Genomic DNA, 12804 nt, shown 5'->3' on the forward strand with positions numbered 1-12804 from the left:
CGACCCGCCGCGACCCGCCGCGACCCGCCGCGACCCGCCGCGACCCGCCGCGACCCGCCGCGACCCGCCGCGACCCGACCCGACCCGACCCGACCCGACCGACCCGACCGACCCGACCGACCCGACCGACCCGACCGACCCGACCGACCCGACCGACCCGACCGACCCGAACGACCCGAACGACCCGAACGACCCGAACGACCCGAACGACCCGAACGACCCGAACGACCCGAACGACCCGACGGACGCTGCGCGCGTCCGTCGGGTCTCGCTTCGCCAAACTGCGACGCTGCTTGCCGCTGCCGCTGCCGCTGCCGCTGCCGCTGTCGCCGCCGCTGTCGCCGCGCCCGCGAATGTCGCGCCGAAACGTCAGCCCAGTCTGATTCGTCGCGTCCCGACATTCGTCTTACAGCCGTTCATGCATAATGCTGACGGTGCGCTCCACGGGGCGCACCGCGCAGTTCAGATCCATTCGAACCTACCGACATCCCCGGTTCCCTATCGTCGCCGCACGTTCCGACATGCCGTTCCGCCCGCTCTCGCCCGCCTTCGCCGCGCGCCCGCCGCTCCCTGGATTCCCGCCTTCCGCCGGCCCCGGCGCACGCCCCGCGCCGCGAGACTGACCGATGACCCCGTTCGACCGCTTGCTCGCCTTTCTCGGGCGGCACCCGATCCGCCTGCCGCAAAGCCGCGGGGGCCGCATCGCGCTGGCGCTCGGGTTCATCTACATCGTGTGGGGCTCGACCTATCTCGCGGTGCACGTCGCGCTCGGGTCGTTTCCGCCTTTGCTGATGTCCGGGCTGCGCAACCTGCTGGCCGGGACCGGCCTGTTCGTGTTCGCGATGCGCCGCCGGCCGGCCCGGCCGACGCTCGTCGAGATCCGCAACGCGGCGCTCGTCGGCACGATGCTCGTCGCGCTGTCGTCGGGCCTGATCGCGCTCGGCATGCGCACGGTCAGCAGCGGCTCGGCGGCCGTGATGGTCGCCACCGTGCCGCTGTTCGCGACCGTGATCGCGGCGGTCGCGGGCCGCCCGATCTCGAAGGGCGAGTGGGTGGCCGTCGCGCTCGGCATGGTCGGCATCGTCGTGCTGAATTCGGGCGGGCCGTCCACGCCCGGCTCGACCCTCGGCAGCATCACCGTGCTCGCGGGCGCGCTGTTCTGGGCCGGCGGCGCGCATCTGGCCGCGCGCCTCAAGCTGCCGTCCGACCTGTTCCTGTCGACCGCGCTGCAGATCGGCCTCGGCGGGCTCGTGTCGACGCTCGTCGCGTGGTTCCTCGGCGAGCGCATCGAGCACCTGGCTTTCACGGCGACCGTCGCGTTCATCTACCTGATGGTGGCGGGCACGATGGCGGCTTACGTCGCCTACGGCTACCTGATCCGCCACACGAGCCCGATCATCTCGAGCAGCTGCATGTACGTGAATCCCGTCGTGGCGGTCGCGCTCGGCGCGCTGCTGCTCGGCGAGCCGGTCACGACGGCGACCGTCGTCGCGACGCTCGCGATCCTCGGCAGCGTCGGGCTGTCGTTCGTGTTCGACCCCGCGCGCAAGCAGGTCTAGGCGCCGCGGCGCTCGTCGGGCAGGTAAAAAAGCCCGTTCCACTGCGCGGTGGAACGGGTTTTTTGCATCGGGCCGCAGCGCGCGGTCAGCCGCGCCGGCCGCGCGCGTGGATCAGCGCGGCGAGCAGCGAGAAGCCGAGGCCGACCGCGCAGACGCCGGTCCAGCCCGCGACGCGCCAGGCGATCACGCCCGCCGACGAGCCGAGCGCGCCGCCGATGAAGTAGCAGACCATGTACACGGTGTTCACGCGGCTGCGCGCTTCGGGCTTGAGCGCGTAGATGCGCGACTGGTTGGAGATCTGCGCGGCCTGGACGCCGACGTCGAGCACGATCACGCCGATCACGAGCCCGACGAGGCTCGCGCCCGACACCGCGAAGATCAGGTAGGACAGCGCGAGCAGCGCGATCGCGAGCGTGATGATCGCGCGCGGGCCGCGCTTGTCGGCGATGCGGCCCGCGTAGGGCGCGGCGAGCGCACCCGCCGCGCCGACCACGCCGAACAGGCCCGCGACCTGCGGCCCGTAGTGGAACGGCGCGCCGGCAAGCAGCAGCGTGAGGGCCGGCCAGAACGCGCTGAACGCGGCGAACACCGCCGCGCCGGTGGCCGAGGCCTCGCGCAGCCCGCGCAGCTCGGTCGTGAGATGCCACATCGACGCGAGCAGCTTGCCGTACGGCAGCATCGAGGTGGGGGCGCTGCGCGGCAGCCGCGCGACGATCACGGCGGCGAGCACGACGAGCGCGCCCACCGACGCGCCGAACACCGCGCGCCAGCCGAAATACTCGGCGACGAAGCCGGCGGCGGTGCGCGCGAGCAGGATGCCGAGCAGCAGGCCGCTCATCACGGTGCCGACCGCCTGGCCGCGCGCGTTCGCCGGCGCGATCTCGGCCGCGAACGGCACGGCCTGCTGCGCGATGGTCGCGAGCACGCCGATCGCGAGGCTCGCGAGCACGAGCACCGGCAGCGTCGGCGCGGCGGCCGCGGCGAGCAGCGCGAGCGACAGCCCGACGAGCTGCAGCAGGATCAAGCGACGCCGGTCGAAGCGGTCGCCGAGCGGTGCGAGCAGCAGCATGCCGGCCGCGTAGCCGAGCTGGGTCGCGGTCGGCACAGCGCCGATCCACGATGCGCCGTCGGGAAACGAGGCGCGGAAGCTGTCGAGCAGCGGCTGGTTGAAGTAGATGTTGGCGACCGAGACGCCCGCGATGGTCGCGAGCAGCAGCAACAGGCCGCGCGAATAGTGCTGCGACGCAGGCTGGGCTGTGGGGGCGGGAGCGGATGAAGCGGACATGATCGTTGAACCAGGGGGCGAATCGAGGCGCGTGGCGCGGCGGAGCTGCCCGGCGCGCCGGGCAGCTGACGATCATACCGGAGCGCCGGCCGGTCTGCCGACGTCGGCGCGTTCAACCGCTTGAGTGCCAGACCGCCAGACCGTCTAACGGACTAACGGACTAACGGACTAACGGACTAACGGACTAACGGACTAACGGCTCATCGGCTCATCGGCTCATCGGCTCATCGGCTCAACCGCCCAACCGCCCAACCGCCCAACCGCCCAACCGCCCAACCGCCCAACCGCCCAACCGCTCAACCGCCCAACCGCTCAATCGATCAAATCGCCGTCCGGCTCGAAGAACGGATAGGGGCCGTCGCCCGCATCGACGTACACGTGATGCGAGGTCAGGCCGGCCTCGGGCGTGTAGCGATGCACGGCGAACGCGGGCGCCTCCATCGAGAACGACGAGGGCGCGTCGTCGCGCAGGTCGAACGTGACCTGATGCGCGGGCGCCGGCACGGCCGCCGCGATCGTGCCGCCGAAGCGCGTGTACATCGCGCGGTGCACGTGGCCGCACAGCACCCGCTCGACGTTCGGATGCGCGCGCAGCAGCGTATCGAGCCGCGCGGCGGCGTCGGGGGCGAGGCGCATCGCGTCCATGTGGTCGATCCCCGAGACGAACGGCGGGTGATGCAGCGCGACCACGACCGGCCGGTCGCGCGCGGCGTCGAGCTGCCCGGCGAGCCACGCGAGGCGCGCCTCGCACAGCGTGCCGCCGCTCGTGCCGGGAATCTGCGAATCGAGCGCGAGCACGCGCAGCGGCCCGAGGTCGAGCGCGTACTGCACGAACTCGCCGTGCTGCAGTTCGTCGCGTTCCGCGAACACGCGTCGCAGCGCCGCGCGCTCGTCGTGATTGCCGACCAGCAGGTAATAGGGAATCTCGAGCGGCGCGAGCAGCGCCTTCAGGTGCCGGTATTCCTCTTCGTGGCCGAAATCGGTCAGGTCGCCGGTGATGAGCACCGCGTCCGGACGCGGCGCGAGCGCGTTCAGGCGCGCGACGCAGCGCGCGACATGCGCGGCGGTGTCGACGCGCTGGTACGCGAGCGCGCCGGGTCGCTTGATGTGGAGGTCGCTGATGTGGGCGAGCAGCATGTCGTGTCCTTGCCGGTGGGGGCGTCAGTCGAGTGTGATCAGGCCGGCCGCGTCGATCGCGAGGCCGACCGCGGTGCCGCGGGCCAGCTCGATGCGGCCGGGCACGTCGACCACGAGCGGATCCGGGGCCGCCTGCTCGATGGTAAGGCGAGTCCGGTCGCCGAGGAAAGCGCAGCCGGCGATCGCGCCGCGCAGCGCGGCGTGCGCCGGGTCGGCGAGGCGCGCGTCCTCGGGGCGGAAGAACACCTCGTCGGCCGGACGTTCGAGCGCGAGCGCGCCGCCCTCGGTCACGAGCGCGCCGTCGCGCCACGCGCCGGCCACGCGGTTCAGCGTGCCGATGAACTGCGCGACCGTGCGGTTCGCGGGCCGGTAGTAGATGTCGCGCGGCGTGCCGACCTGCTCGATGCGGCCGGCGCTCATCACGACGATCCGGTCGCCGAGCGCCATCGCCTCGGCCTGGTCGTGCGTCACGTAGACCGTGGTCACGCCCAGCTCGCGCAGCAGCGCGTCCATGTCGCGGCGCAGCGCGTCGCGCAGCTTCGCGTCGAGGGCGGTCAGCGGCTCGTCGAGCAGCAGCACGCGCGGCTCCACCGCGAGCGCGCGGGCGAGCGCGACGCGCTGCCGCTGGCCGCCCGACAACTGGTCGATCGATTTGTCCGCGTGCGCGTCGAGCCGCATCATCGCGAGCAGCGCATCGACGCGGCGGCGCAGCGCGGCGGCGTCAGTGCGGCGGATCCGCAGGCCGTAGCCGACATTGCCGCGCACCGACAGGTTCGGGAACAGCGCGTAGTTCTGGAACACCATGCCGACCTGGCGGCGCTCGATTGGCAGCGTGGTCACGTCGTCGTCGCCGAAGCGGATCGCGCCGCCCGCGTCGGGCGTGTCGAGCCCGGCGAGCAGGCGCAGCGTGGTGGTCTTGCCGCAGCCGGACGGGCCGAGCAGCACGAGCGTCTCGCCCGCGCCGATCGACAGGTCGAGCGGTTCGAGCACGCGCACGCCGCGGAAGGTCTTCGCGCAGCGCGTGATGGCGATGGGTACGGAATCGAGTTTCATCGGGGAGCGGGAACGGGAACGGACGGACGGGACGTCAAGCGCGCCGCCGGGCGCGCCGCCGCGCGCGCCGCCGCGCGCCGGACGGATCGACGCCGAGCCACTGCATCGCGATCAGCAGCGGCAGCGTCATCAGCAGGAACAGGATCGTATAGGCGCTGCCGACTTCGAGGCGCAGCGACGCATAGGTGTCGGCGAGCCCGACCGGCAGCGTTTTGGTGTCGGGTGTGTGCAGCATCCAGGTCAGGTTGAATTCGCCGATCGACAGCGTGAGCACCGTCAGCGCGCCCGCGACGATGCCGGGCAGCAGGTTGGGCAGCACGATCGTCGCGAAGCGCGTCGCGAACGAGGCGCCGAGGCTCGCCGCGCCTTCTTCGAGCGTGCGCAGGTCGGCGCCCGCGGCGACGGCCGCGACCGAGCGCACCATGAACGGCAGCGTGAACACGACGTGGCCGGCGACGATGAACCACGCGCTCAGGCGAAACGCGGTCCAGCCGCCGTAGACCACCAGCAGCGCGAGCGCCGAGGCGAGGCCGGGCAGCGCGACGGGCAGCACCAGCAGCTCCTCGACCACGCGCGCGGCGCGGCCGCGGCTGCGCGCGAGCGCATAGCCGGCGGGCACGCCGACCAGCAGCGTGACCGCGAGCGTGGCGAGCGCGATGCCGAGCGACAGGAACACCGAGTCGTGATACTGGGCCCAGACCTGCGCGAGCCAGCGCAGTGTCAGGCCGCTCGACAGCCCGCGGAAGTAGTTGACGGTCAGCCCGGCGAGCACCGACATCACGACCGGGATGATCATGAAGGCGGCGAGCAGCAGCGTGACGGCCCACTGGAGCGCGGCGAGCCAGGCGGTCGACGCGCCGGCGCGGCGGCGTGCGGGCCGGCGCGCGGACCGGCGCGCGGACCGGGCGGGCGAGGCGGAGGCGGGGGAGGCGTGCATCGGGCGATCCTCAGGCGGCGGCCACGGCCTGACCGCTGAAATGACGGGCGAGCGCGAGCGCCGCCCAGGTGACGACGCCGAGCACGATCGACAGCCCGGCCGCCGTCGCGACGTTCGCGTTCAGCGTGAACTCGGTGTAGATCGCCATCGGCAGCACGTTGAGGTCGGTCGCGAGCGTGAACGCGGTGCCGAACGCGCCCATCGAGGTCGCGAAGCAGATCGCGCCCGCCGCGACGAGGCCGGGCGCGAGCGCGGGCAGCACGATGTCGAGCAGGATCCGCCACGGCGATGCGCCGAGCGAGCGCGCGGCCTCTTCGAGCGAGGCGTCGAGCTTCGACGCCGCCGCGATCACCGTGACGATCACGCGCGGAATCGAGAAGTACAGGTAGCCGACGAACAGGCCCGCGACCGAATAGGCGAACACCCACTTGTCGCCGGTGAGGCGCGCCGTGAGCAGGCCGATCAGGCCCTGGCGGCCCGCGAGCATGATCACCATGAAGCCGACCACGACCCCGGGAAACGCGAGCGGGAAGGTCAGCAGCGCGATCAGCACGCGCTTGCCGGCGAATTCCCGGCGCGCGAGCAGCAGGCCCGCGAGCGTCGACAGCACGAGCGTGACGAGCGTGACGGCCGCCGACAGCGCGACCGTCGCGCCGAGGCTCGACATGTAGCGCGGATTCGACAGCAGCGCGGCGTAGGTGTCGACGAACGCGCCGTTCGCGGACACCTGCGCGAGCGCGGCCATCGGCAGCAGCCAGAACGCGGCGAACACCGCGAGCGCCGGCGCGACGAGCGCGACGCGCCAGCGCGCCGGAAAGGTGAGGTCGGAGCGGCTCATCGGGCGGCCGTCACTGCATGGTCTGCAGATAGCGCAGGCCGAACGCCTGCTGGCCCGCCGCCATCTTGCCGAAGTCGACCGTCTTCGCGCGCGCGTATTCGCTCGCGGGCAGGAACTTCGCGGCCAGCTCGGGGCTGACGGCCTGCGCGCGCACCGGCCGCAGATAGGCGTTCGCCCACAGCCGCTGGCCTTCGTCGGACAGCACGAAATCGAGCACCTTCCTGCCGTTCGCCTCGTGCGGCGCGCCCTTGACGAGGCTCATCACGTATGGCACCGCGATCGTGCCTTCCTTCGGGATCACGAACTCGACGTTCGCCTGGTCCTTGTATTTCGCGCGGTAGGCGTCGAAGTCGTAGTCGAGCAGGATCGGGATCTCGCCGGACAGCACGCGCGCGTACGCGGTCTGCTTCGGCACGATCGGCTGGTTCGCCTTCAGCTTGCGGAACCAGTCGAGCGCCGGCGCGAAATTGTCGAGCGTGCCGCCGAGCGCCTGGTTGACCGCGACCGCGCCCGCGTAGCCGACGAACGCGCTCGACGGATCGAGGTAGCCGACCATCCCCTTGTATTCGGGCTTGAGCAGGTCCGCCCAACTGCGCGGCACGGGCTTGCCGTCGAGCGCGTCCTTGTTGACGAAGAAGCCGAGCGTGCCCGAGTGGATCGTGAACCAGTAGCCCTGCGGATCCTTCAGGTTCGCGGGGATGTCGTTCCAGTGCGCGGGCTTGTACGGCGCGATCACGCCCTTGTCCTTCGCCTGATAGGCGGACGACACGCCGAGGTACACGACGTCGGCGACGGGGCTCTTCTGTTCGGCGATCAGCTGCGCGATCGACTGGCCGGAGTTCTTGTTGTCGAACGGCACGCGGATGCCGGTCTTGTCCTTGATCGCGGCGATCTGCGCGGCCCAGTCCGCCCATTCGGGCGGGCAGTTGTAGCAGATCGCGGTTTCGTCCGCGTAGGCGGCCGGCGCGAGCGACACGAGCGCGGCGGCGCACACGAGCGGCGCGACGAACAGGCCGCGGACGGCGGCGAAGAGGCGCGAGCGGGAGGCGGGGCGGTGGTTCACGAGCAGGGTCTCCTGGAGAGGCGGGGCGGTGCGGGTCAGGCGGGACGGGGTTCGGCGCGCGCGCCGAGCCGGGGCGATGCGATCGACGCGCCGTCGCGCACGGTGTGCGGCAGCGTGAGCGCCGCGCGCGGGTGCTGGATGCCGCTGATCCGTTCGACGAGGCGCTGCCACGCGGCGCGGCCGATCTCGCGATTCGGGGTGGCGACGCTCGCGAGCGGCGGCGCGAGCAGCTCGCCGATCGCGAGGCCGTCGAAGCCGAGCACCGAGACGTCGTCCGGCACGCTGAAGCGCGCGGCGCGCAGGCCGCGCATCACCACCATCGCGAGCAGATCGTTGCTGCAGAAGATCGCGGTCGGCCGCGTCGCGCGCGCGGTCAGGTGCGCGAGCACGGCGGCCGGCAGCGCGGGCGCGTTGAAGTCGACTTCGAGCGCGGGCAGCGGTTCGAGCCCGCCGTCCTCGAGCGCCTGCGCGTAACCGCGATGACGCAGCCGAGCGCGGTCCGAGGCCGCGAGCGCTCCCGCCAGCATCAGCACGCGCCGGTGGCCGCGCGCGATCAACAGGCTGACGCCGTCGTAGGCGGCCTGCCGGTTGTCGACGGCGACCGACGGGCGGCGCAGCGTGTCGTTGTGCATCAGCACGTAGAGCGGCCCGTCGTGGTCGAGGGCGTCGAGGAGCGGATGGGCGTCCGCGTCGGCGACCGTCAGGATCAGGCCCTCGACGCGTTGCGCGCGCAGCGTTTCGATCGCGTGACGCTCGCGCGCGGCGTCGTACTCGGTGGTCATCACGATCAGCTTGAAGCCCGCGAGCGAGGCCAGCTCGTCGATGCCTTGCAGGCATTCGGCGAACACCGGGTTCGCGAGCGTCGGCAACACCACGCCGACGAGCTGGGTGCGCTCGCTGCGAAGCTGGCGCCCCAGCGGGTTGGGGCGGTAGTGCAGCGTCTCGATCGCGGCGCGGATCGACGCGAGCGTCGAGGGGCCGACGGTGTGCGGCGCGTTCAACGCGCGCGAGACGGTGGCGATCGAGAAACCCGAGAGGGCGGCGACATCCCTGATGGTCGACGGCATGGTGCGTAGCGTGGATGTAAACGTTTTCGTCGAGGCGGATTATCGGCAGCGACTGTGAAGTTTCGATGACGCGGCGGGCCGGTATCCGTGTGTCTCGGAGGCCGGTGCGGATACGCCGCGCGGCCCGGGCGGACATGTTCTGGATACGTGTGCCGGTTCCAATCAAGCGAGGCGGCCGACGCGCTCGCGCGGCCGCGCCCGGGCGGGCGCGAACCACCCAGATTCGATATGACCCGCATGCGCGCCGCGCTCCTGACGATGGCGACGGCCGAACCGGCGGCGATCGGCGCGGCGTCGCCGATCCATGGTGTGACGATCCGGACGGCTGTCGCCGATGGACGCTGATCGCGCCCGCCGAGGAAGCCGCGCCGCTCGACGAACTGCGCGTCGTGCTCGGCAACCCGACGGCGGTGCGCGCGGTCGAGCGTGCGACCGCGCCGTTTCCGGACGGGACGGTGCCGGTCAAGCGCGCATGGAAGGGCGCGCCGCCGAAGGGCGCACCGAGCGCCACGGTGCCCGGGGCCGCGACGACCGTGCAGGTGAGGGTCAAGGACGCGCAGCGCTGCGCGGCGACGGGCGGCTGGTGCGTCGACGACCCGCTCGACGGGCCGATGATGAAGGCGTGTCGCACCGAGCAGGGGGCGGACGTCGCGTTCTCGACCTTCCGCGTGCGGATCGGCGGCATCTTCGACCCGGCCGGCGTGAGGCGGGGGCGCTCTCCACCCGGCGGGCCCGAGGACGCGGGACGGAGCGGCGCGCGCCGCTCCGTCGACGCCGCGGCTTACCAGCGCGAGCGTTCCGCGAAGAACCCCGGGATGTCGACGACGCGCCCCGCGCGCCGCGCCGCCGCATGCACGTGCTGGCCGACCGCCAGATCCAGGATGCCCATGCCGAACGGCGAGTAGATCACGGGCCGCGCCGGATCGACGCGGAACGCGCCCTGGACCGCGCCGGCGATCGTGCCGGTGATGAAGCGCCGGTGGCCGACCTGCTGTTCGGCGAGGTGCGGGGACGTGTCGGCCTGCAGGCAGTGGTCGACGTCGTCCACGACGTTGTCGGCGGCGAGGATGACTTCGGGCGCGAGATCGCGCAGCGAGATGTTCAGCACGACGGGCGCATGCGCGAACCAGCCGGGATCGAGCACGTGGGGGCGCGGCGCGGTCGTGGCGAATATCACCACGTCGCTGTCGCGTATCAGCGTCTCGATCGAGGACGACGGCTCGGGCGCGGCGACCGGGCCGACATGATCGAGCAGACGCCGCGCGTCGTCCCGGTTGAGGTCGAACGCGGCGATGACGGCGGGCCGGGCGCCTTGCGCGAGGATCATGTCGACGATGTAGCGCGCGATCACGCCGCAGCCGATCACGCCGATGCGCGGCTGCGCCGGCAGCCGGCCCGCGCCGAGCTCCCGCAGCCCGAGCGCCGCCGACGCGGCGGTGCGCGCCGCGCTGATCGTGGACGCCTCCATCACGCACAGCGGGTAGCCGGTGTCGCGGCGATTCAGCACGAGCAGCGCGGACGCGCGCGGCATCGACCGCTCGACGTTTTCGGGCCAGCTCGCGATCCATTTGATGCCGGCGAGCCCGACATCGGGACCGAGATCGGCCGGCAGCGCGATGATCCGGTCGCGCGGGCGATCCGCGAAGCGCAGGAAATGGCTCGGCGGGTTGTGCGCGACGCCGAGCGCATGCGCGAGATAGGCGTCGCGCACGATGTCGACCAGTTCCGGAAAGGACGCGGCGACGATCTCGCGCACCGTGTCGCCGGCGATGACGGAGAACGCGAACGGGTCCGCGGCGGGATCGCCGCCGGCCCGCGACGCGGCGCGTTCGCGCGTGAGAAGGTCAGCCATGGTGGCGCTCCCAGAGAAGAGGGGCGGCGGAAATCGTCCTGCCGCAGCGTTCGAGCAGGCCGGCGAAGCGCGACTCGACCCAGGTGTTGTCGTAGATCGTGTCGACGTAGCGGTCGCCGAGATCGGGCGAGACGGCCACGACGACGGCGTCGGGCGGGATGCATTCCGCGTAGCGCGCAACGGCCGTGAGCACGGTGCCCGTCGAGCCGCCGACCAGCAGGCCCTGCGCGGCGAGCCGGCGGCACATCACGATCGTGTCCGCTTCCTCGATCATCTCGAGGGCGTCCATCGTGCAATCGTCGGCGATCGGCGGGCGGCAGCTCGTGCCGAGTCCCGCGATGTAGCGCCGGCCCGACGGCAGGCCGAAGGTCACGGAACCGACCGAATCCACCGCGATCAGCTTCGTCGCCGGCGAATACTGCCGCGCGTAGTGCGAGATGCCGCCGAGCGTGCCGGTCGTGCCCGCGCCGACGAACAGGAAATCGATGCGCGGAAAGGCCGAGAAGATCTCGGGGCCGGTGAAGCGCAGATGCGCGCCCGCGTTGTCGGCGTTGGCGTACTGGTTGAGCCACACGAGCCCGGCATCCTCCTCCAGCCGCTGCCGGATGTACGCGATGCGCGTGCCGAGGTAACCGCCGTTCGCGTCGTGCTTCTCCACGATCACGACTTCCGCGCCGAACGCGAGCATCAGCTTGTGGGTCTGCGGAGACAGATTCGGATCGCTCACACAGGTGAAGCGATAGCCGCGCTCGGCGGCGATCATGCTGAGCGCAAGCCCGAGATTGCCGGACGAACTTTCGATGAAGCGCTGGTCCCGATGCGCGTGGCCGCGCGCCTCGTGTTGATCGAGCATATGGCGCGCGGTCTTGGTCTTGATCGAACCGCCCGAGGTGAACCCCTCGATTTTCAAATGCACGGTTCCCTTCGGAACGATGCCGCGAAGACGGATGAAGGCATCCCCGACCATCAGCTCGCTCGGCTTGTCAGCAAACATTCGATAACTCCCCAATTAAGAGAATCGATTCGATAGGCATGCAAATTAATTAACCGATGAATTGTTTCGTATCGGAAGGAATGTTTGATTCGGTGGATTTCTGGTTGGTATTTGATTGGAATTTTATTTATCGAAAAGAAATTGATAAAAATCATACGAATAGGATTTCCATTCCGGCACTAAACAGTACTATACGCAACCGAAGAGTCAAGCAATCGGCGGAATGTGTTCATAGCCGTGCTTCGGCATGGAAGCGGCTTTCGGCGTGCCGAAAGCACATGCAAAGCCGGATATCGTTGCAAGGCGATGAACGATCCTCGCGCGTTATTATGAGTGGTTATTTGTGTCGTTTTCGGGTCCGATTAAATATCAAATTAAAGAGTTGCATAAAATTTCGTGCGTACTATATATAAGCATCGATTTACGTGCGCCGATAAAGGAGGCCGAATCATGTCTGATGGGGAAGATAAAACGGGCGAGAATGCCGCCAGCCGTCGCGAATTGCCGGATGGCGGCACCGGGACGCCCGGGCCGTACAACGGCAACGGGACGGCGATACCGGTCTCCGCCGCGCACGTGACGCTTCCCAGCAGCAGCGGGGCGCCGTCGATCGCCGATGCGATCGCCACGGCGTACCGCGACCTGTACGACAAGCTCGCCACCGCGTGGCATTCGGTGGAGATTCGACAGGCCATCGCGGAAGCCGACTACGAACTGCAACAAAAGCTCGCGGCGCTGTCCTCGCCGGGGCAGACGCTCGAACGTTGCGAGCTGGTCGCCGACTACCTGCGTACGGTGCGCACGCTCGGCGCGCCCGAGCGCCAGCAGGCAAAGATCGCGTTTGCGTATTCGCGCTATCTCGACGAAGTGAAGGTCATCTGGTCGCGGCACGACATTCACGACATCGATCCCCGCCAGCTCTCCGCGTTCGGCGAGAGCATCGCGTGGGCCGGCTATTACGCCAGCCTGCGTCCCTGACTATTTCGCAATCATCCGGCCCGGGCGCATCGCGCCCAGGC

11 protein-coding genes and 1 pseudogene are annotated in these 12804 nt (G+C 70.4%); 3 read left to right on the top strand and 9 right to left on the bottom strand.

Annotated features, from left to right (window positions below; translation table 11 throughout):
* The first annotated feature begins 626 nt into the window (after window positions 1-626).
* Window positions 627-1559, top strand: a complete 933-nt coding sequence (locus AC1RQF_RS26760; protein WP_274002239.1) for an EamA family transporter — start codon at window positions 627-629, stop codon at window positions 1557-1559.
* 85 nt (window positions 1560-1644) lie between these two features.
* On the opposite strand, the gene AC1RQF_RS26765 is transcribed toward AC1RQF_RS26760, so the two are convergent.
* The 7 genes from AC1RQF_RS26765 to AC1RQF_RS26795 all read right to left on the bottom strand — a co-directional run bounded on the left by AC1RQF_RS26765 (window position 1645) and on the right by AC1RQF_RS26795 (window position 8939).
* A complete protein-coding gene (locus AC1RQF_RS26765; RefSeq protein ID WP_274002240.1) occupies window positions 1645-2844 on the bottom strand; it encodes an MFS transporter in 1200 nt (399 codons plus the stop codon).
* A 312-nt stretch (window positions 2845-3156) separates the two neighbouring features.
* Entirely contained in the window at window positions 3157-3981 is an 825-nt protein-coding gene (locus AC1RQF_RS26770; protein ID WP_492873321.1) for a phosphodiesterase, read from the bottom strand.
* 24 nt (window positions 3982-4005) lie between these two features.
* Window positions 4006-5034, bottom strand: a complete 1029-nt coding sequence (locus tag AC1RQF_RS26775) for an ABC transporter ATP-binding protein (protein ID WP_274002244.1) — start codon at window positions 5032-5034, stop codon at window positions 4006-4008.
* Between the two features lie 34 nt (window positions 5035-5068).
* The gene (locus AC1RQF_RS26780) at window positions 5069-5971 is read right to left on the bottom strand and encodes an ABC transporter permease (RefSeq protein ID WP_492873322.1); all 903 of its coding nucleotides are present in this window, start codon (window positions 5969-5971) and stop codon (window positions 5069-5071) included.
* 10 nt (window positions 5972-5981) lie between these two features.
* Entirely contained in the window at window positions 5982-6809 is an 828-nt protein-coding gene (locus tag AC1RQF_RS26785; RefSeq protein ID WP_274002247.1) for an ABC transporter permease, read from the bottom strand.
* A 10-nt stretch (window positions 6810-6819) separates the two neighbouring features.
* Window positions 6820-7872: an ABC transporter substrate-binding protein gene (locus AC1RQF_RS26790; RefSeq protein WP_443111563.1), complete on the bottom strand. Its 1053-nt coding sequence runs from the start codon at window positions 7870-7872 to the stop codon at window positions 6820-6822.
* A 35-nt stretch (window positions 7873-7907) separates the two neighbouring features.
* Entirely contained in the window at window positions 7908-8939 is a 1032-nt protein-coding gene (locus AC1RQF_RS26795) for a substrate-binding domain-containing protein (protein WP_274002248.1), read from the bottom strand.
* 228 nt (window positions 8940-9167) lie between these two features.
* Here AC1RQF_RS26795 and AC1RQF_RS26800 point away from each other — a divergent pair.
* Window positions 9168-9523, top strand: a pseudogene (locus AC1RQF_RS26800) (cytochrome P460 family protein); the annotation flags it as partial.
* 197 nt (window positions 9524-9720) lie between these two features.
* Here AC1RQF_RS26800 and sbnB read toward each other — a convergent pair.
* Window positions 9721-10791, bottom strand: a complete 1071-nt coding sequence (gene sbnB / locus AC1RQF_RS26805) for a 2,3-diaminopropionate biosynthesis protein SbnB (RefSeq protein ID WP_274002249.1) — start codon at window positions 10789-10791, stop codon at window positions 9721-9723.
* Window positions 10784-11785, bottom strand: coding sequence for a 2,3-diaminopropionate biosynthesis protein SbnA (gene sbnA / locus AC1RQF_RS26810; protein ID WP_274002251.1), 1002 nt, complete (start codon window positions 11783-11785; stop codon window positions 10784-10786). The genes sbnB and sbnA overlap by 8 nt, the downstream gene beginning before the upstream one ends.
* A 450-nt stretch (window positions 11786-12235) precedes the next feature.
* Between sbnA and AC1RQF_RS26815 the strand changes: the two genes are divergently transcribed.
* Complete coding sequence (locus tag AC1RQF_RS26815) at window positions 12236-12763, top strand: hypothetical protein (RefSeq protein ID WP_274002252.1); 528 nt, start codon at window positions 12236-12238, stop codon at window positions 12761-12763.
* Window positions 12764-12804 lie beyond the last annotated feature (41 nt).

The sequence above is a fragment of the Burkholderia sp. GW821-FHT14F03 genome (genome assembly GCF_058803765.1).